At 45.7% G+C, this 19,400-nt stretch carries 17 protein-coding genes; 9 read left to right on the plus strand and 8 right to left on the minus strand.

Features of this window, described 5'->3' with window-relative positions; genetic code table 11:
• The first annotated feature begins 175 nt into the window (after window positions 1–175).
• A complete protein-coding gene (locus tag FHW36_RS18825) occupies window positions 176–631 on the plus strand; it encodes an SRPBCC family protein (RefSeq protein ID WP_145671117.1) in 456 nt (151 codons plus the stop codon).
• A gap of 74 nt (window positions 632–705) precedes the next feature.
• On the opposite strand, the gene FHW36_RS18830 is transcribed toward FHW36_RS18825, so the two are convergent.
• Both FHW36_RS18830 and FHW36_RS18835 read right to left on the minus strand, forming a co-directional pair.
• Window positions 706–2,271 carry an FAD-dependent monooxygenase gene (locus FHW36_RS18830; RefSeq protein ID WP_145671118.1) on the minus strand — a complete coding sequence of 522 codons (1,566 nt, stop codon included), beginning with the start codon at window positions 2,269–2,271 and terminating at the stop codon, window positions 706–708.
• 40 nt (window positions 2,272–2,311) lie between these two features.
• Window positions 2,312–3,130: a helix-turn-helix domain-containing protein gene (locus FHW36_RS18835; protein WP_145671119.1), complete on the minus strand. Its 819-nt coding sequence runs from the start codon at window positions 3,128–3,130 to the stop codon at window positions 2,312–2,314.
• A 175-nt stretch (window positions 3,131–3,305) separates the two neighbouring features.
• Here FHW36_RS18835 and FHW36_RS18840 point away from each other — a divergent pair, with 175 nt between their 5' ends.
• Entirely contained in the window at window positions 3,306–3,815 is a 510-nt protein-coding gene (locus FHW36_RS18840) for a VOC family protein (protein WP_145671120.1), read from the plus strand.
• A gap of 46 nt (window positions 3,816–3,861) precedes the next feature.
• Here the strand turns inward: FHW36_RS18840 and FHW36_RS30965 are convergent, their stop codons facing one another.
• The gene (locus tag FHW36_RS30965; RefSeq protein ID WP_262713399.1) at window positions 3,862–3,987 is read right to left on the minus strand and encodes a hypothetical protein; all 126 of its coding nucleotides are present in this window, start codon (window positions 3,985–3,987) and stop codon (window positions 3,862–3,864) included.
• 243 nt (window positions 3,988–4,230) lie between these two features.
• Between FHW36_RS30965 and FHW36_RS18845 the strand changes: the two genes are divergently transcribed.
• Entirely contained in the window at window positions 4,231–5,322 is a 1,092-nt protein-coding gene (locus tag FHW36_RS18845) for a calcium:proton antiporter (protein WP_145671121.1), read from the plus strand.
• 39 nt (window positions 5,323–5,361) lie between these two features.
• Here FHW36_RS18845 and FHW36_RS18850 read toward each other — a convergent pair whose 3' ends face one another.
• A complete protein-coding gene (locus FHW36_RS18850; RefSeq protein ID WP_145671122.1) occupies window positions 5,362–5,763 on the minus strand; it encodes a hypothetical protein in 402 nt (133 codons plus the stop codon).
• 229 nt (window positions 5,764–5,992) lie between these two features.
• Between FHW36_RS18850 and FHW36_RS18855 the strand changes: the two genes are divergently transcribed.
• The 3 genes from FHW36_RS18855 to FHW36_RS18865 all read left to right on the plus strand — a co-directional run bounded on the left by FHW36_RS18855 (window position 5,993) and on the right by FHW36_RS18865 (window position 8,429).
• Window positions 5,993–6,787 (plus strand): alpha/beta fold hydrolase, encoded by a 795-nt coding sequence (locus FHW36_RS18855; protein ID WP_145671123.1) that lies wholly within the window; start codon window positions 5,993–5,995, stop codon window positions 6,785–6,787.
• A 412-nt stretch (window positions 6,788–7,199) separates the two neighbouring features.
• Window positions 7,200–7,769: a hypothetical protein gene (locus FHW36_RS18860; RefSeq protein WP_145671124.1), complete on the plus strand. Its 570-nt coding sequence runs from the start codon at window positions 7,200–7,202 to the stop codon at window positions 7,767–7,769.
• A gap of 3 nt (window positions 7,770–7,772) precedes the next feature.
• Window positions 7,773–8,429 carry a glycosyltransferase family 25 protein gene (locus tag FHW36_RS18865; protein WP_145671125.1) on the plus strand — a complete coding sequence of 219 codons (657 nt, stop codon included), beginning with the start codon at window positions 7,773–7,775 and terminating at the stop codon, window positions 8,427–8,429.
• A gap of 136 nt (window positions 8,430–8,565) precedes the next feature.
• Here the strand turns inward: FHW36_RS18865 and FHW36_RS18870 are convergent, their stop codons facing one another.
• Window positions 8,566–9,696, minus strand: a complete 1,131-nt coding sequence (locus FHW36_RS18870) for a TlpA disulfide reductase family protein (protein ID WP_145671126.1) — start codon at window positions 9,694–9,696, stop codon at window positions 8,566–8,568.
• Between the two features lie 518 nt (window positions 9,697–10,214).
• Between FHW36_RS18870 and FHW36_RS18875 the strand changes: the two genes are divergently transcribed.
• Complete coding sequence (locus FHW36_RS18875) at window positions 10,215–10,769, plus strand: RNA polymerase sigma factor (protein WP_145671127.1); 555 nt, start codon at window positions 10,215–10,217, stop codon at window positions 10,767–10,769.
• A gap of 50 nt (window positions 10,770–10,819) precedes the next feature.
• On the opposite strand, the gene FHW36_RS18880 is transcribed toward FHW36_RS18875, so the two are convergent.
• From FHW36_RS18880 to FHW36_RS18890, 3 genes are all read right to left on the minus strand, one after another.
• Entirely contained in the window at window positions 10,820–12,694 is a 1,875-nt protein-coding gene (locus FHW36_RS18880) for a RagB/SusD family nutrient uptake outer membrane protein (RefSeq protein WP_145671128.1), read from the minus strand.
• A 71-nt stretch (window positions 12,695–12,765) separates the two neighbouring features.
• The gene (locus tag FHW36_RS18885; protein WP_186452520.1) at window positions 12,766–16,122 is read right to left on the minus strand and encodes a TonB-dependent receptor; all 3,357 of its coding nucleotides are present in this window, start codon (window positions 16,120–16,122) and stop codon (window positions 12,766–12,768) included.
• A gap of 241 nt (window positions 16,123–16,363) precedes the next feature.
• The gene (locus FHW36_RS18890) at window positions 16,364–17,551 is read right to left on the minus strand and encodes a FecR family protein (RefSeq protein ID WP_145671130.1); all 1,188 of its coding nucleotides are present in this window, start codon (window positions 17,549–17,551) and stop codon (window positions 16,364–16,366) included.
• 144 nt (window positions 17,552–17,695) lie between these two features.
• On the opposite strand from FHW36_RS18890, the gene FHW36_RS18895 reads away from it, so the two are divergent.
• Entirely contained in the window at window positions 17,696–18,253 is a 558-nt protein-coding gene (locus FHW36_RS18895; protein WP_186452521.1) for a sigma-70 family RNA polymerase sigma factor, read from the plus strand.
• A gap of 69 nt (window positions 18,254–18,322) precedes the next feature.
• The gene (locus tag FHW36_RS18900; protein WP_145671132.1) at window positions 18,323–19,369 is read left to right on the plus strand and encodes a FecR family protein; all 1,047 of its coding nucleotides are present in this window, start codon (window positions 18,323–18,325) and stop codon (window positions 19,367–19,369) included.
• Window positions 19,370–19,400: the final 31 nt, after the last annotated feature.

Consider the following 19,400-nt stretch of genomic DNA (forward strand, 5'->3'; position numbering starts at 1 on the left):
GAAGTCGCAAATCACCCTATAATTTGTCGCATAGCCCCTCCGTGTAAATCCTATTTTCCCTTCATCTTTGTGCTATCAAAAGTTAGCTAGCATACCTGATAAATGGAGCAGCCACCATTTCAAAAAACGGGCGGAACCGAAAAGCCAGATGAGTAGGAACCAAAAAGAATATGATATGTCCAACAATACCGTTTCATTGCACAGAATGTTGAAAACCTCTCCGGAAAAAGTTTACCGCGCATTTACGGATGCCCTGGCGATTGCTTCCTGGTTACCTCCTTATGGCTTCCTTTGCACCGTTCACGAAATGGATGTGAAAGTAGGTGGCACTTTTAAGATGTCGTTCCACAACTTTTCTACCGGCAATGGCCATTCATTCGGCGGCAGCTACCTGGAACTCAAACCCAATGAGTTTTTGAAATACTCTGATAAATTTGATGATCCTAATCTTCCGGGAGAAATGATCACATCCGTATCACTCCGGAAAACGATCGCTGGTACAGAAATAAAGATTACCCAGGAAGGTATCCCCGCTGCGATACCCGTGGAAATGTGCTACCTGGGCTGGCAGGAATCTCTGGAAAAGCTGACCAAACTGGTAGAACCAGAAATACCAGATGCCGGATTATGATATAGTAACCTGGTTAAAGCCGCGTAAAGTGGGCGATTTAAGCGGCTTTAACCAGGCATAAAAATGTTTCAGGATCACCTTTCGACCAATGCTTCTTTCCTCACCAACCAGCGTGCAGCTGCCCGCTGTAATTCACGCACATCCGGTGTACTGCTAGCCACCCAGACCATTATTCCATCAGGACGTATCAACGCAGCGCTGATGCCTAACCGGTCCTTTGCCAGCCCGGTGATATACCTGATCCCGTCTTCCTTTGCCCACATTTTGAGTGCAGCATTTTCATCGAAATCAAGCAATATCCATTGGCCACCGTGCATAAATGCACCCATGCGGGTACTATCTTCAAATGCGAAGTCAGGAACGCTGTGCCCGGCCAGCGGGTGGCCTTCTATCGGGTAATGCGTGAAAACGCCCCATATCCTGCTGGCAATGTAAGTAGCGCCATCGCGGGTATTGGCCAGGTCCTGCATAATGGCATACATAGCGCGTGCTCCCCTTTCCGGCTTCATAATGGCCACCTGGGCTCTGGACCAATCCAGTACCTGGGCGCCAATGGGATAACGTTCGGCATAATAGGTATCCAGCAGGCCTTCGGGCGCTTTTCCCTGGATGGTAGCTGCGAGCTTCCAGCCCAGGTTCATGGCATCGCCCAGGCCCAGGTTCAGTCCTTGTCCACCTAAAGGCGAATGAATATGCGCAGCGTCGCCGGCGAGCAGCACCCGGCCGTTGCGATAGGCAGTGGCCTGTCGTGCCCGGTCGGTCCAGGTAGTAGCCATATGCAAAGCGGTGAGTGTAACATCAGTGCCAGCAATGCGGCGTAATACCGACTGCACATGCTCCAACGTAACTGGCTCGCCCGATTGATGGAAAGCTCCACCATCAAAATCCTGTATACCAAAGTAGCCAGGCTGGGATTGCAGGTATAAGCCGGTAGGCGTAAGATTACGGCCCGGGCGGAGCTTTTCGGGATCGGCCATATCTACCTGGACAGAATAGCCGGTAAATTCCGGCTCTGTACCGGCGAAATCAAAGCCGCCGGCCTTGCGCACCACGCTGCGGCTTCCGTCGCAACCTACCAGCCATTTGCTGTGGAAGGACTGATCGCCTGCCTGCACCATTACGCCATCGGTAGTTTGGTGAAAGCCGGTAACCACCTGGCCTCGCCTGATTGCTACGCCCAGGGCGAGTGCGCGGCGGGTCAATACGGTTTCCAGCTCTCTCATTTCAGTCAGTAGATGTGTTGCTGGTGAGCCAGGCAACACATGCTGCCATTGTGCCGTATCAATATTATTTTCGTAAAATGAGATGCCGGCAAAATGTCCATCCTGGCGCGGAGGCGGTGGGCCTTGCGTAACGGCCGGAATAGCATGGGGATTTTTTACCCGTTTATGGAGTTCCAGTTCTTCCAGCAACCCACGGCGGTAAAGTGCTTCAATAGTAGGCGCCGAGAGGCCCCGTATACCGAAAGGAAATTGTTTCAATGGGGAATGCGGATCTTCCGCCTTTTCCAATATCAGCACGGAGCATTTAGCCAGGGCCAGTTCACAGGCGAGGAATAGCCCTACAGGGCCGCCACCGGAAATGATGACATCGTAGTTAACAGGTGTTGCGGGTTCCCGGTTTTCAAGTGTTATGTTCATATAGCATGATTGAAACACAAAATTCCGGAAAGCGCACCTATCAGGATTGTATAAACGCGACAAAATCGTCGCTTACCTTCTGCTTCCTTTTCCTGGCCTTCCGCGCAAATGCGGCGGGCGTAACGCCGCTGTAGCGTTTAAACTCCCGGCTCAGGTGCGATTGATCTGTATAACCCATCTCCGCTGCCAGGGCGGCGATGTTGGCATCAGGGTAATGCCATAACTGGTTGCGCACCTGTTCAAAGCGCATCAGGCCGGATACATCTTTTACCGTATAGCCGGAAGATTGCTTAAACTTCCTTTCCAGCGTACGTACCGTAGCATGTGCCGCCGAGGCTACCTGGCTTACCGGCAGTGTTCCGTTAGCTTTGCTCATGGCCACCCCCGCTTTATACAGCATGCTGTCGACCGCAATATGCGACCGCGCCTCCAGGAAATACTGTTTCACCAGGGTAATCGCATCCACGATCTTACCTGCACGGATACACGCACTCAGCGGTGATTGCAGCCGGGCAACAGGATGCTCAAACACATGTAATCCGTATTTACCGGACGGCAGGCCGAGCAAATCGAACACTGTCCAAGGAAAGCAGCGGATCGCAATAATCTCCAGGCAGTTTTTCGCGTAAAATTGAACAGGCTGATTGAGCAGCCCCACCATAAACGGAGAAGGCAATGGTTGCAGGTTGCCTTCATGAATAACGCTGCAGTCGCCTCCAAAATGGAAAATGATTTCTGCATAGCCATCAGGGACGACTTCGAAACTGGCGGGTTGCGCGCCAAAGTCCTCGCGGTTGTACCAGAAGCACTTAATAGCGTCTGATAGCTCTTCGGGTGGGGAAAATTCCTGGTGGTACATGTTCGATACAAAAATACTGAGTCATATTGCAAAGATTAGGTATTCTGCCGGAATAACCATCACCTGGAGGCAGCTAAATTCACTATCACGGTAGTCGTAAACCACCTCTATATTGGCGTAAATCCCCCCGACACAAACGCTCCATTCATTTTAACTTCGTTTCAAAGCAAATAACATGAATACTATCAACGATACCATTAGTGGATTAGAACTGGCACAAATAGGTTGGGTAGTTCCCGACATCCATGCGGCGGTGAAATTCCTGGAGAGCGCCCTGGGCATTCCCGGCTTTCCTGCACCACAACACGTTCTTGCGCAGGACCTGGATATGACTTACCACGGCGACGTTGTAGCTGCTGATTGGCTAACTACACAAACTTATAACGGAGGCACTTTCATAGAACTTATTCAACCGCTTTCCGGTCAAAGTATGTTCCATGATTACCTGGCGCAATATCCGGCTGGCGGCACACAGCACCTGGCTTTCCGTTTGCCGGCAAGCGATTTTGAGCGGATCACAAACGATTTACGTCAGCAAGGTTATGCTGTAATCAGTGAAGTAGATCATCCTATTGCCCGAATGGCTTTCTTTGATACCTATCGGACGCTAGGCGTTGCGACGGAAATCATGGGTATTACGCCGGAAGGATGGAAAGCGATTAAGCAAATGGAGCAGGTAAAATAGTGTTGATATTTGTGCCACAGATTGTGGCACAATTACAAAGCAGACTTTATTCAAATACTATCTCAAAGTATAACTCTTCCGGTCGCTTTTCCAAAAAGGCGAGCACATATTCATATTTACTATCCGTGAGTGATACGATCTTTTCTAACTGCCGGCGAAAAACCAACTCCATAATGGTATTTTTCATGCGATCTACCTCACATCAAAGCGTGACCTGGCGCATTGGTCATCCCATAATGTGAAAAGCAGCCTGAAGTAGGCTGCTTTTTACATTATTAAACCGGCGTTGGTAAATAGATTTCCTCTCTTTCATGCCATAAAAGCGGAATAAATTAATATTTTTAGATAATCCGGTACAAAACAGGAAACAAAAGCCGGGGAAATCTGTCAATAGTAAAAACAAGAAGGCTGAGCTATGAAATTGAACCTTACACTTCCCATCTGGACAATTATAAGCCCGGCGCTGGCCTGGATCGCTTACTTTACTGCCGGCGATAAATCGGGCGCCCTTGCTTTTACTATCCTGGCTGTTATACTCATTGCCAGCGTACTCGCGGCGGTTCACCATGCGGAGGTAGTGGCCCATCGGGTAGGCGAACCTTTAGGCACGCTTATTCTGGCCCTGGCAGTTACCGTTATTGAAGTAGCATTGATTGTTTCCCTCATGTCTTCAGGTGGGCCCAAAACTACTGCATTGGCCAGAGATACTGTTTTTGCAGCCATCATGATCATTCTTACCTTCATTATAGGTATCTGCATCCTGTTAGGAGGCGTTAAGTACCGGGAGCAATTTGTTACCAAACATGCCGTTACCTCCGCTCTAATGACGCTGACCGCTATCCTGGTACTCACCCTGGTGTTGCCCAACTTTACCATCGGCAAACCTGGCCCGGAATATACACAACCGCAGTTGGTCTTTGTAGCCATAGTAAGTTTAATCCTCTATTCGAGCTTCATCATGATACAGTCGGTGCGCCATCGCGATTACTTTCTTCCAAAAGATGAAGATGGAAACCTGAGCGATGAAGATACCCATGCCCAACCTCCTACCCTCACCACTACAGTGACCAGCTTTGTGTTGCTGGTCGTTTGTTTAGGCGCAGTGGTGCTATTAGCAAAAAAACTATCGCCGGCTATCGAATCAGGTGTTGAATCCATCGGAGCGCCCAACTCCCTCGTGGGCGTGGTGATTGCATTGGTAGTACTATTACCCGAATGCCTGGCAGCGGTGCGGGCCGCCCGGAAAAACCGTTTACAGACCAGCATGAACCTGGCATTAGGTTCTGCCCTGGCAAGCATCGGGCTCACTATTCCCTCTATTGCTATCTTCACGATGTTCAGTCATACCCCGGTTTTATTGGGTATCGACACGACTTCTATCGTTTTGCTGATACTCTCTATTTTCACGGTGCTACTTTCGTTTATCACCGGTAAAACAAATATGCTGTATGGGATTGTGTTGCTGACGATTTTTGCGGCTTATTTATTTTTGACGATATTTCCGTAGTAACAGAAAATTGCGTCGGAAGCAATTAAAAAACTATCACTAGCCACGCCATATTCTAACAAGTAATGTCCAGCAAATAATGATCAACGGGATTCCTGAAATGAGCATCCATTTTCCATGATTCCTTGTTTTTATGGAGAACGCCGCTATACGTGAGCCATCGGGTAAAGTTTTCTTAGTCAGACGGATAAATGCTCCCATAAAGATACCCAGGAAGGATAAGGCAAATGTAAAAGGAACTGGCGCAAATAATATCAAAGGAGAAAGGTAGCCGATAACCAGCCAGATGGCAGGCAGGTCCTGTGGTTGAGAAAGTGCTTCCAACCGGTTGCTCCTCAAATGCTCCAATTGTGCAAGAGAATAGGATATACCCTGCTTTTCCAGCAACTTCGCAGCCAGTGCATAATCACCCAGGTGTCGCTGATCAAAGTTCTGCCCCACACACATGCTATCTATCAACAATACTTCTTCTTCATATTGCGCCGGAATATGATGTGCCTCCAGGAGGGAAATATTTCAACAGCCTGTTCTGCGGCTGGAAATCTTTTAAAGGTGAGTAGTGATTTCATAGGTATGCTATAGTCGTATAAAGATACTATATCCGTCTAACAATATTCCTATAACTCATTACCTTTACCCCGAATCTTACACCGGAAAGGAAAAATAACCAATGACCCACTGGACCAGCACCATCTGCAAAGCAAACAACATCAGCATCCACTACACAAGAACCGGCGGCAATAAACCGCCTTTAATTTTACTGCATGGCTTAATGACGAATGGCCTGTGCTGGATGAGCCTCGCCCGCGTGTTGGAGCAAGACTATGACGTGATCATGCCGGATGCCAGAGGGCATGGCCAATCAAGCGTACCTGACTTTGGATACAGCTATGAAGACCATGCTAATGACGTGGCCGGATTGATAGGCGCCCTCAAACTTCCGCCCCCCATTTTACTCGGTCATTCCATGGGCGGTATGACCGCCGCCGTGGTAGCAAGCCGTAAACCCAATCTGCTCCGTGCCCTCATCTTAGCCGATCCAACCTTCCTTAGTTCACAAGTTCAACGCGAAGTGCGCGATAGTGATGTAGCCGAACAGCATCGGAAGATGCTGACGTTGTCGCTGGAAGAAGTAATGGCAGCAGCACGCGCCAGGCATCCAAACCGGTCAGCGGAAACGATTGAGCTATTTGCCAAAGCGAGACTTCAAACCAGCATGGCCGCATTTGACGTACTCACGCCACCGAACCCGGACTACGAGCAGCTGGTACAAAAAATTGATATTCCATGTCTGCTTGTATTTGGCGATAAAGGAGTGGTAACAACTGCCGTTGCGGAAACGTTGCAAGGGCTCAACGTGGAGCTTCGCGCGGAACTAATCCGGGAAGCGGGGCATAGTCTTCATATGGATCAGCCGGAGCGTTTTGCTGCGGCGATCAAAGCGTTCTTAGCTTCAATGATATGAGCTCTGCGTCATAAACAAGTTTAAGCAAAATAATGCCTTATACTAGAATAAGAGTCATTATCCAAGTAACCTACATATCAAAAAAACAATGAAATAAATCAAGAAAACGGCAGTTTTTAAAAAAACTCCAATTTATATTTGCGAGTGTAATCTACATCCGAAGGTACCATTTACCAACGCTACCAAACCCTTACTAGATAAAATCTATAATATAATGTACGGCCCAATATTATTTGTACCCAACTCGTAACCGCATTGATTAACATTCCTATAATAAACACACCTTAATACATTCTAAAAGCGAGATACTTCGTCCCATGCATAGATCCAGACCAGATAGCCAAACATGCTCCACTTAAAAAGTGTCAATATCTAAAAAACAATAAATTCTTTGACCCAAAATACAAATGTTATGAAATCAGTAGTATCCGACTCCAGTGACCAACTGCCAGGCGTTAGATGGCATGTTATACCGCAGCCTGATTGGACGACCCTGTGTATCCTAGCCTCGAATGCCGAAAGAGATAATCTTGATTTTTTCATACTCAGCGATATCAAATATCAATTTCATTCCAACTACAAAAAAGATCATTTAAATACAGGCATACTAAAAGCGCAAGAAGCCAATGCCGACATCCTTTTGGGTACAGTCGAAGCGTTTGAATCGGCCATTCAAATCGACCATAACCTATTCTGGATAGACAAGTTTAAAGGTCTTTCATTTGTGATTATATTTAAGCAATTCTATAATCGGCTATTACAGGCAAATGAAAATGATATCAACTTATCGCCAGACCATTTTTTGTCTTTAATTACGGCCAGTAAATTGCTGCTCTACCCTTTTATCTCTAACCCTAGCGAGAAACCGTCCCAATCAAGCGACTTGTCAAAAACTCCTCTTCCATCAGCTAATCCAGCCGCTCAGCTCGAATTATTAGTACACATAAAAAAACACTATTCATCACACCCAACATCTTATTAACACATGGATTTTGATAATATTATCTTGCCCGCTTATGTCATTAATATAAAAGAACGAACAGACAGGTATCAACATATACAGGAACAGTTCTCTGGAAAATCTGAATTCGATCTGCATATATTCGAAGCCTGCCGAGGTGAGAATGGCGCTGTCGGACTTTGGAATAGTATGGTCGCAATAATAAACTTAGCGATACAACGGGATGAAGATGTGATCTTGCTATGTGAAGATGATCATACATTTACTTCATCGTACAGCAAAACCTATTTATTTAAAAACATAATAGAAGCGCACCAACAGGGAGCCTTGGTATTAAGTGGCGGGATAGGCGGCTTTAACCATGCAGTACCACTTAGTCCCAACAGGTACTGGATAGATTCATTTTGGTGCACCCAATTCCTGGTACTTTATCGTCCTGTATTTAAAAAAATACTGGATATAAATTTCCAATCTACCGACACTGCCGATGGGGTATTCTCTGGGATAACCAGCCACAAAATGGTGTTATATCCCTTTGTTTCTGTGCAAACGGATTTTGGATATTCTGATATTACGCCAAGAAACCACAATGAAAGAAGTCTCATCACCGAATATTTCAAAAGAACAGAAGCACGGTTGGACAAGTATAATAGCATATATCAATGCTACTTGAATAAATAAGTGTTTCCCAGTTTAAACTATCATATAAAAAAATATTCCCCTCTTTTATGCGCAATATCACAGACTTGAAGAAGTTCATAAGTGGGCAAACGTTTGTGTGAGCAAACGTAAAGAACGATATAACAGAAGAAACCCTTTATAATATTTGGGACAGCAACTCCTCTACTTCGGCCAGCGGAGAATTCAATATCAATAAATTACCTTTAGGATCTAAGAGAAATCTGGCAGGTATACCAAATACGCGTAAAAGTTGAGCCCCTTTGTTATTACCACCCTTCAAATCTGAAAGATTTGTCCAGTTTATATTATTCTCCTTTATTGCATCCTTCCAAAGCGTCTTTTCCGTATCCAGAGAAATTCCCACTATTTCCAATCCCTTCTTACGATATAGACTGTCTATTTTCTTCAATGCCGGGAGCTCTGCAAGACAAGGGCCACACCAACTTGCCCAAAAATCAAGCAATACATACTTACCCCTGAAATCTGAAATACTTCTCATGCACTGAGTGGTATCCGGCATCGAAAAATCCGGCATTTTCTTCCCTTTCTGAATAATCTTATCATACTCGAACACCGAGTAGTATAATACTTTACCCAAGCTAGTCCTCTTTATCTCATTTGAAAATTTTGAATAATATTTCTGCACGCTATCTCTAGGTATAAAGGTTGATACTCCCCAGAGTTCATATAATAAACCGTAATTATCGGGATGCTCAACTATTTGATTGAAGAGATCCGCTTCATCTCTCCGATTACTCATGGTTCTATATTCACTAATCAATTTCTCTGATCTGCCCGAGTCCTTTAGCGCCGCCAGACTGTCAAGAACCTTCTCGTCATTTATATGTGCCGGATGAGATATATCATATATATAATGATGGTATACATCTGTTTGAGGAGACCCTGACACCTTTGCGTCGTGAATTGCGTTCTTATCCCCGTCAATCCGTATATCCTTATTCTCTCCTATAAATGTCAACCAGGACCGATCCACAAATGGCACCTCAATTGACAAGAACTTAATCTCGTTCAGTTCTCCAGAAAAAGAAAAACAATCATTCGTACTATAGCAGGAATCATAAATTTCCTTTTTAAATGCACTACCTATCCCACGCGGTTTATTCATCAATAATACCTTGGCGTCTCCAATTCCTGTTATTTTTCCAGATATTTTATACCTCCCATCCTGAGCATAGGATATTTGCACAAGAGAGAAGCATACAACAATCAAAAAAAAATAAAACACACTGGGCTTATATTTTCTCATAAAAAAAATTTACGACTCCCACCGTGCATTATCTCTAATGCCACTAAGCGGGAATCAATTTTATTACTGAACACCAATACTGTTATGAACACTTTTCGGTGTAGATCTTACCATTATCGCAGGAAACCCGCGTACCATTAGTAACACAGATATTACCCAAACCACAGTTAATCTTTTTCACTCCCACTGTCCCTCCACAATCTACAGAACATGTAGAATTAACGCTAAATCCATCAGATCCATCACCACCCAAAACATTCTTCAGTTGGGTCCGAGTTAAAACCTCTCTGGCTCCCAGGTTAATTGCTGCCAGTTTTAATTCTTTTATAACTTTTCTTAAAATTTAGTTTGCCGCTGCCAGCAGTGCCTTCCTGCAATCAATTCACTGTTAAATATAAGACAATAACTACACCGCTGAATTTACTATATTTGCACCATTCCAACAATCTCTTTAAAAATCCAATTGTTTGTCCTTTATATTAGTGTAACTATTCTTGATTAAATAGGTTATTATAGTTATGTCCACGTCTGAAGATTCAGCCACTTTTTTAGCCAATGGTGATAGAGATCTATTTAACGATTTATATATACGGTATTGGGAAAAATTGTTCCTTGTTGCCAACAAGCACTTAAAAGATGCCGTGGTAGCGGAAGACGTGGTACATGACGTTTTCCTGAGTTTATGGAATAACAGGAAAAAAGTAGCTATCCAACAGTTCGAAAACTACCTTGTTACCGCCGTCAAATACCAGGTGCTCACACAAATCAGGAAAAAAGCCTATGCCCGGAAATATACCCGGGAGGCCGCTATGGATAGCGCTGCTGAATTAGTACCAGAGATCAGCCATGTAGTACACAACAAAAAAATATTGGAACTGCTGTATAAAGAAATTGACCTGCTACCAGAAAAATGCAGACTTATTTTTCAATACAGCCGGGAAGCAGGCATGACCTCCAAAGAAATAGCACAAACGCTGAAGATCAGCAAAAAAACGGTAGATAACCAGATCCACAAAGCATTGGAGCGTTTAAAGTTCAGACTTAAACATATGCTTTTTATGTTTTTGGGATAACAGGAACAGTGCCGGTGCGTATACTTCGCACCGGCACTGTTCTTTCGACTTTACCACCCTAAGTTCTGCACCAGCTTCCCTCCTCCCTTGTCTATTTCTGACTGTGGGATTGGCATAAGATAATGCCGGTCCAGGAACACCCGGGTTTGAATGGTAGTGAGCTTGTAAAATACCGCAACGCCTGCGGCCTCGCTGTTAGGATCAAGTCCGGTAGCCTGCAATTCTGCCGCAGTGGGCCGCGCATTCATACCATGTACACCTCCATTGTCCACATTCCTGGCAATCAGCCAGCGGCGTACATTCCAGAAACGTTTTCCCTCAAAGGCAAATTCTACGCGCCATTCATTCTGAATCCGCTTCCGCATGCCAGCTTTGGTATTGTCGTTTGTACCGCTCACCGGTAATGCCGGCATTGATACACGAGCCCTTACTTTATTGATGGCATCATATACGTCCTGGCTGGGGGCATCCAGGTATTCATTCATTGCTTCCGCGTAAATAAGATAAATTTCCGCCAGCCGGATGATCGGGAAATTCCGGTTGCCATTTCCTGAGCCTCTCAGGTTTACGCCCGGATCACACCATTTTCTCATGTTATACCCGGTCTCGCAATTGGTGCCTGATTTGGGCCATCCGTCGGATGCACCGCCATTGTTACCGAAATAAGCATATCGCAATGGCCGCCGGTGATTAGCTGAATCCCAGTAGGCATACTGGAAATTGATGCTGGCATAAAAACGGGGATCCCTGTCTTTATACATATTGGAAATGTTGGCCGCCTGCCGGAACGTTTTCCCATCCCACAGCGGTCCGTTCCAGAAACCGTCTTTAGTATAACCAGCATTAGGATCGGTAATAGGCAGTCCGTTTTTCATTTCGTAAGCATCTACCATTTCCTGTAGCACACTAAATTTACCATATCCTCCGGCAGACTGGGCATCCTGTCCATTCGGTTGTATATTCTGGTCCAGGTCTCTGGTAGAGCCCAGTAACAACGGCAAAATGGTTTCTTTGTACTCCCGTGAGTAGAACAGGCGCGCGTAATTGTCGATAGGGTTCGTTGGATTGGGATTATTTAACGTATATACGTTCATATCCAGTACCGCTTTTGCTGCGTCAGCAGCCTTCTTCCACTTTTCTTTGTCGTAAGCCTGTGGGAAAAGCTGCGTTCCATCTGTGTTTTTTATACCTGCATACATCGTATTACCGTTCAACAAAGGGCTGGCGGCATATAGTAAAGTAATCGCTTTTAATGCCATAGCTCCGCCACGGGTAATGCGTCCGGTTTCTCCGGGATTATCGGTGTAGTCAATGGGCAAAGTGGGTGTTACCTTGTCCAGTTCCGTTACTATATAATTTACCACCTCATCAATCGGCTTCCTGATGTTCAGTTCATCAGGTACTTTCGCACTTACGTCTGTAACATCATCTCCCAGCAACGGCACCGCACCATAGGCCCTGAGCAGCTCAAAATATAATTTGGCCCTGAGAAAACGAACTTCCGCCTTATACTGGGGAATCCGGGTGCTATAATAATCTGCCCTGTCCTGGGGTATGGGGGTCTTATCAATATTTTTCAGGAAAATATTAGCTCTCCGGATAAACTGCCAGGCAGTTCCCCAGGTATCGAGGGAGTTGTCTGTTGGTCCCCAGGCACCGGAATTAAACTTTAGTTCCGGAACATTTTCCCAGTGATTCTTACATTCGTCGGTACACGCAGCAAGGGTAGTGTTGGTATAAATATTTGTGGAACTTGTATTTAATGACGTGTACATATTGGCCCAGGCCCGTTCTGCCGTATTGATATTGTCGTAAATATCTTTCTCAGTAACCACTTCCTTGGGAACAACATCCAGATATTTTTTACAGGATATGGTTGTTATGCAAAACAGCATTAGTCCGTGGTATAATAATTTGCGTATCATTTGTCGCTGATTTTAATGTAATCAAATAACCAGTGCGGGAAACGTATAATTATCCAATCGCGTTGATATTATTAAAATGAAAAAGTTAATCCCGCATTGATAACCCGCTGCTGGGGATAGGTACCAGTACCACCATTGGAAATCTCAGGATCAAAAATTTTCAGTTTGTCCCAGGTAATGAGGTTAATACCATTTACAAAAATCCTGGCATTGCTGAACCCTATCTGGCTAAGCCAATACCGGGGAATATTATATCCTATCTCTACTGTCTTTAAACGCAGGTAATTGCTGGAATAAATCCAGAACGTGGAATTTTGTTGGTTATTGGTATTGTCTTGTGAAGAGAGACGTGGATATTTATAGTCGCCATCAGGATTAGAAGCTACCCAGTGATTGTCTTTCACCTCCGCCAGTACACCGGCAAATCTTGAAAATGGGAAGATGCCAGACCCATTTACTAATAATGAGCCACCATAAGCTCCCTGAAATAATACACTGACATCGAAGCCTGCATAGTGGTAGGAAAGACTCACGCCTAACATAGAGGTGGGCTGATTACGCTTACCAGGCAGGAAACCGGCATCAAGGGAGTTGATGATACCATCGCCATTGATATCTTTGTATTTGATATCTCCCGGCTGAACGTTGCCAAACACGGATTGTGAAGGACTCTTTGCAATATCATCAGCATTTTTGAAGAAGCCAATGGCAGTATAACCATAAATAGATCCGACTTCTGTACCGGCTCTTGCCTGCCATTCCCTGCCTTTATAATCGGGCTGCGCATAGTAGGCAATGTTGTTAGTGGCATATGAATAGTTAACACGAACAGCGTACCCCTGTTTCCGGAACTCCTGCCGGTGCTCTACAGACAAATCAATCCCATGTTTATTCACAATGGCGGCATTCAGCGCCGGTTGATTCAACAGCCCCACAGTGGCAGGCACCAGCTCCGAGTTAATCAGGATATCCTTTCGTTTCTCCCTGAAATATTCTACGGTCAGGTTCAATCCCCCCTTCCACAAACCGATGTCTAATCCCAGGTCCGTCTTGTATCCCTTCTCCCAGGTAAGATTGGGATTCGGAATACGCTGTTCATAAGCGCCGCCATAGCCGGTACCATCCCGGTTTACACCGAATTGGTATCCTGCATCATTCGGATTCCACTGGCTCAGATAGGAGAACCTGCCCGATGGCAATGCATAAGTACCGGTGATCCCATAAGAACCTCTTATCTTAATCTGGTCAATAAAGTCCAGGCTGGGGCTTGACTTCACAAACTGCTCTTTTGCGATATCCCAGCCGGCAGAAATAGCGGGAAAAAAGCCAAAGCGCTTACCTGCGGGGAAGTTTTCCGCACCATTGTAGGCGCCCGAAAACTGTACTGTATAACGGTTATCATAGTTATACATCACCCTTCCAACCACACCTTGATTCTTATAGGGAAGCCCGGGAATAGCATTGGATATCCCTCCATCTACCGCATCAAAAAATGAGGATTGCGTGTAGAGCACCATCGCCTGCACGGTATGACGTCCGAAAGTATTGTCATAATTGAGATATGTTTCCAAAGTCGTACGCCTGTTACCGTTAGCAGTCACACCATACCCCAGGGTGCCATCCCCGTTTTCCACCACCTGGTAGGTACCACTTTTCGCCAGGTCGGTAACTGTATCCGCTATTACTCCCGGCAACAACTTATACAGGAAAGTACGCCTGGAAAGATCCCGCCTCACGTTACGATAGTTGGTATTGTCAAAAGACAGCCTTACTCTTGAACTAAGTCCTTTCAGGAAATAACGCATGTCCCATTTGAAGCCCGCGGTTGACTGCAGGTTCGTTTCAAAATTCCGCTGGTACCCGGATTGGGTTAACTGCACATATGGAGAGGCCGGTACGTTATTAAATGCAGCCGGGCTGCCATCGGGATTGGTGACAGGATACCACCAGGCGGGTGTTGATTTAATGGCGCTGAAAATATCACTGGCATTGGCACCGGGATAGTTCCGGTCCCGCACAATCGCGCCCAGTCCTAATTCCATGCTCAGGTCTTTCGACACCTGGAGATCGATATTGGAACGGAAGTTATACTTGTTGGTAATAGCCTGCATGTTGTATCCCTTAATCTGATCTTCATACCGGTACAATCCGTTTTGCCGCAGATACCCCATGGAGACAAAGTATTTGGCAAACTCATTACCGCCGGTCACATTGATATTTCCCTGCTGCATGAGGGAGTAGGGCTTCAGCATCGCTTCCATCCAATCTACGTTGGGATAGATGTATTGATAACCGGGTTTGCTTCTATCGCGGTAATACTGCAATACAGAATCTGTATACTGTATGGCCACCGGTAAACCGTCGTTGATCAGCCCTTCGCGGTACATGGTAAGCCCATCGTATGAGTCGGCATATTTTGGCAACCTCGTAGGACTTTGCCACCCGTTTTGTAAGGTTACATTGATACGGGGTTTGGAAGAAGTGCCTCTTTTGGTAGTCACCAGGATCACGCCATTAGCGCCGTTGATACCATAGATTGCAGTAGAACCGGCATCTTTCAGGATGCTGATATCTGAAATCTCGTTGGGATCAATGTCGCCAAAGGAACGCTGGATACCGTCCACCAGGATAATGGGGCTGTTGTTGCCGGTAGTACTTAATCCGCGGATATAGAGATTAGATCCGTCGGCACCGGGTTCTCCACTGTTTTGTACGGTGATGAGGCCCGGTAATCTCCCCGCCAGCGCATTGCTGATATTAGCGACAGGGCTCTGCCTTAGTTCCCTCGGACCAATAGACGCGATGGATCCCGTGAGATACTTTCGCTTCTGGGTACCATATCCTACTACGACTACTTCCTCGATGCTCTTGGCATTCAGCTGCAGTATCACGTCGACCGGAAAGCGGGTGGTATTGAGCACGCTGACTTCCTGGGAAACATACGTGGTATAGCTGATCACCAGGGTTCCGCCAATATCAGGCACTTTCATCGAAAACTTACCCGCATTGTTGGTGATCGTGGAAAGTTGCGTTCCCTTGAGCACGATGGTGGCGCCCACCAATGGTTCACCAATGTTGTTATAAACGGTGCCGCTGGCCTGGAAATATTGCCCCTGCCTGGTTGCAGGCAGCACAGGTTTTCCCCGGATGATAATGGTTTTGTATTTTAATTCATATACCAGCGGCTGGTTCCTGAAAACCTGTAACAGCACTTCTTCCAGCGGCTTATTGACTTCGTCGACCGTAACCGGTACTGCTTTTTTCAGCAGATCATCCTGGTATACAAACGCATAACCCGTTTGTGACTTGATTTTCTCAAATATGGTCAGCAGCGGTAGGTTCGCACCTCTTAACGTTACAGTTTGCGCCATGGTGGTGGCATTCACCTGGAAGGTAGCAACAAGTAGAAAACAGATCATTAACTTCATGAGTAGAAAAAAACGGGCATGAAAGGGCCACAGATATTTAAATCTGCCCCAAATGGGAATAAGATTCATTATCTTTAGAATGTTTGGGTGATAAATTGGTTGTAAAGCGATTTAATTACAGACGGTTTGGGCCCAAATATATCCATCCGGAAGTGTGTCCGCACTTCCGGATTTATTTTTAGGACCTGCGTGTTCGTGGAATTTTACGTACTATTCATTGGCAGCGATTTTGGGAATATGCTTATTTGGTTGATACGATAATTTTATTTCCTGTCAGTTGAAAATGCACCGTACCAGTGGCTTCCAGGATATCCAGCATTTGCCGGATGTCGCTCTGCCTGGAAAAAACACCCGAGAGGTAAATATGATCTACATTCCCCTGGTATTCTACCGATACATCATACCAGCGTGTAACTTGCCGCATGATACCCTTAATATCCATCCGGCTAAACCGGAACTCTCCATTCTTCCAGGCGAGTGCCCGTTGCAGGTCGGCCCTGGAAACTTTAAATCCTAACGTTGTTTTCTCCAGGGTGGATTGTAAACCGGGCGATAGCAACGCATTGTTACCGGAGTAGGCCGTTTCTACCTTTCCCTCCACTAACGAGGTTTCTATGGTTCCCTCATCGCTATAGGCCATCACGTTAAACTTGGTGCCCAGCACCTTTACCTTCATGTCGTTGGGCAATCCTGTATGGCGAACGGATACGATGAATGGAATGTTACCACCCTGTGCAGACATCGCCGTGGCGACTTCAAAATATCCCTCACCAGTCAATTCCACTTCCCGCAAGCTGCCGCTAAACGGTACCGGGTACCGGAGCGATGATGCGGCGTTGAGCCACACCTTCGTTCCATCTGATAAGGTAACGCTGTATTGTCCACTTTTGGGCGTGATAATGGTATTATACACCACCGCGGATGATGACGCCGGTTGCTGGGTAGGTACATAGGCCACCTTTCCATCTTCCGACTTGATGATCTGCATGCCATTCTTGCTGTCGATAGGTCCATCAGCGGTGCTGTCCAGCGCAATGGCTTTGCCATTGGCCAGGATAAGCGTTGCTTTGTTGTTGCCCACCGCATTTCCCTTTTCCGCCACTTTAGCGATCAATGGCGCCTGTTTGCTTCGCTGCATCCCGAAATACCATCCAACGCCCAACAGGATAGCAACTGCCGCAGCAAATTGCCACGCCCGGGTGCGCCGTTGCTGTTGCTGTTGCTGTTGCTGCCTGATAGTCAGATCAATACTTTGGTTCAGGCGACGCTGTATTTTTTTCCCTATCTCCTCTCTCAGCACCGCCAGTGCTTCATCCGCAGGTTCGGCACTGGCATCGAATGAATAGAACCAGTCGTTTACCAGCCGGGTTTCTTCTTCGTTGGCTTCTCCACGCAAATACTTTTCTATGATGTGAATTGGTAAGTCCATGATAATAGAAGTATACTGAAGGAACAGGGATACCTATGCCGGATGAAAAAAATTGGATTTTTTTTTTGAAACATTTTGCTTCGGCGGCATTTCTGGGAATTTCCACATTTATTTATTTAAATTGCTATGGTAAACTGCCACGTTTTGAATACGATTGCTGCTTTGAAACAGGGTAACCTTTTGGTATTTAATGAAGTCTATTACTCCTGGCACAAAAGGATCTACTATTTTATTCTACAAAAAACCAAGTCATCCTTCATTGCGGAAGAGGTGACGCAGCTTACTTTCATCAAATGCTGGAACTACCGGGAAAATCTCGCTGATGACCTCAATATACAGTTACAGCTGTTCCGCATTGCCCGCACCACCCTGATCGACTTTCTCCGTAAGGAAACTGTTTACAAGGAGAAGGTGATCCACGTAATTGATAAATATACCCTGCCGGTAGATGATGATCTCTGGGGGAAGCTGGCGGAAAAGGAATTGCAGGTGAAGCTGGCCAATGCATTGAAAGAAATGCCTCCGATGCGTCGTAAGGTGTTCGAAATGAGTCGTTTTAAAGGGATGAGCTACCAGCAGATCGCACACGAACTTTCCTTGTCGTCCAGAACGGTGGAAACACATATTTTTCAGGCCATCAAGCAGATAAAACATTATCTCGGGTTCCTGATCTCCATCCTGGCCTGGCTCAGCCGGTTTTAAATTTTTTTTGAATCAGACTACGTAGTTCGGTCTTTACAAACGTATTACTTATCTATCAGCCTTTTTAATATGATCAATGATGAATTACTGAAACGGTTCTTCAGCAATCAGTGTACAACGGAAGAAGCCCGCAGCGTAGCCAATTACCTGCAGGAACACCCTGACATGCTCGAGAAATACCTCCCGGAAGCCGAATTCCTGCAATTACAGGAAGAAGGTCATTTCCCGGAAACCGTTTCCCAACAGTGGCTGAAAAATATTCATCAACAAACGGTATTGGGGAATAACCGGAAGAAGTGGACCAAACGACTGGCCATTGCCGCCGTAACAGCCGGCGCGCTGGTAGGCGGAACCATGTTGTTCCACCGCAATCAGCAAAAAATAGCCGCTGTCAACCCGGGAATAACCATCAACATCCCTTCTGAACAACAGCAGCTGACCGCCAATACCAGCAGCAAAGCAATGGCCGTTGTATTACCGGATGGTTCTGTAGTACAGCTGCTGCCGGCAGCCTCCATGGTGTATAACAAACAATTCCGGGAAAACAGGAACATTTACCTGACCGGAGAAGCCGACTTTACAGTAGCCGCCGACAAATTACATCCATTCGTAGTATATAGCGGCGAATTATATACCACCGCCCTGGGCACCTTTTTTCATGTGAAAGCCATCCCCGGAGAAGACATGATCAGCGTAAGACTGAACAACGGGAAAGTAGTGGTACAAGGATCCATCAACAAAAAGAAAATTATCAACGATGTGGTACTTACTCCTGGGAAAGAACTCAAGTACTACCGCAAAACAGGAAAAGCTTTTATATCCGACTTCAATACAAAGGGTACAGACGTATTGGTAAAAGCCGGTAACAACGGTCCCGGTTATACGAAACCAGACTGGTATAAATTTAACAACCAACCAATGTCACAAGTATTGGATCAGCTGAGTAACTACTATGGAATAGCCATCTATTATTATCCTTCAGACGTGATGGAAATTTATTTTGATGGTAAATTTGAAAAAACAGACTCACTGGAAAAGATCCTGACAGATTTAACGCTTCCCAATAATCTGAAGCTGATCCGGAATGATAGCGGATTTATAATCAAGCGGAAATAAGACAATAATTCATCAATATAGTTCTATTCCA

Origin of the sequence: Chitinophaga polysaccharea (genome assembly GCF_007829335.1) — a bacterium.
In the GTDB taxonomy this organism is placed as follows: domain Bacteria; phylum Bacteroidota; class Bacteroidia; order Chitinophagales; family Chitinophagaceae; genus Chitinophaga; species Chitinophaga polysaccharea_B.

What these genes read in the sequence shown, in the direction of transcription:
- FHW36_RS18825 (WP_145671117.1), top strand. Translation starts at nt 176, where the DNA reads ATGTCCAACAATACCGTTTCATTGCACAGAATGTTGAAAACCTCTCCG.
- FHW36_RS18830 (WP_145671118.1), bottom strand. Translation starts at nt 2,271, where the DNA reads ATGAACATAACACTTGAAAACCGGGAACCCGCAACACCTGTTAACTAC.
- FHW36_RS18835 (WP_145671119.1), bottom strand. Translation starts at nt 3,130, where the DNA reads ATGTACCACCAGGAATTTTCCCCACCCGAAGAGCTATCAGACGCTATT.
- FHW36_RS18840 (WP_145671120.1), top strand. Translation starts at nt 3,306, where the DNA reads ATGAATACTATCAACGATACCATTAGTGGATTAGAACTGGCACAAATA.
- FHW36_RS30965 (WP_262713399.1), bottom strand. Translation starts at nt 3,987, where the DNA reads ATGGAGTTGGTTTTTCGCCGGCAGTTAGAAAAGATCGTATCACTCACG.
- FHW36_RS18845 (WP_145671121.1), top strand. Translation starts at nt 4,231, where the DNA reads ATGAAATTGAACCTTACACTTCCCATCTGGACAATTATAAGCCCGGCG.
- FHW36_RS18855 (WP_145671123.1), top strand. Translation starts at nt 5,993, where the DNA reads ATGACCCACTGGACCAGCACCATCTGCAAAGCAAACAACATCAGCATC.
- FHW36_RS18860 (WP_145671124.1), top strand. Translation starts at nt 7,200, where the DNA reads ATGAAATCAGTAGTATCCGACTCCAGTGACCAACTGCCAGGCGTTAGA.
- FHW36_RS18865 (WP_145671125.1), top strand. Translation starts at nt 7,773, where the DNA reads ATGGATTTTGATAATATTATCTTGCCCGCTTATGTCATTAATATAAAA.
- FHW36_RS18870 (WP_145671126.1), bottom strand. Translation starts at nt 9,696, where the DNA reads ATGAGAAAATATAAGCCCAGTGTGTTTTATTTTTTTTTGATTGTTGTA.
- FHW36_RS18875 (WP_145671127.1), top strand. Translation starts at nt 10,215, where the DNA reads ATGTCCACGTCTGAAGATTCAGCCACTTTTTTAGCCAATGGTGATAGA.
- FHW36_RS18880 (WP_145671128.1), bottom strand. Translation starts at nt 12,694, where the DNA reads ATGATACGCAAATTATTATACCACGGACTAATGCTGTTTTGCATAACA.
- FHW36_RS18885 (WP_186452520.1), bottom strand. Translation starts at nt 16,122, where the DNA reads ATGAAGTTAATGATCTGTTTTCTACTTGTTGCTACCTTCCAGGTGAAT.
- FHW36_RS18890 (WP_145671130.1), bottom strand. Translation starts at nt 17,551, where the DNA reads ATGGACTTACCAATTCACATCATAGAAAAGTATTTGCGTGGAGAAGCC.
- FHW36_RS18900 (WP_145671132.1), top strand. Translation starts at nt 18,323, where the DNA reads ATGATCAATGATGAATTACTGAAACGGTTCTTCAGCAATCAGTGTACA.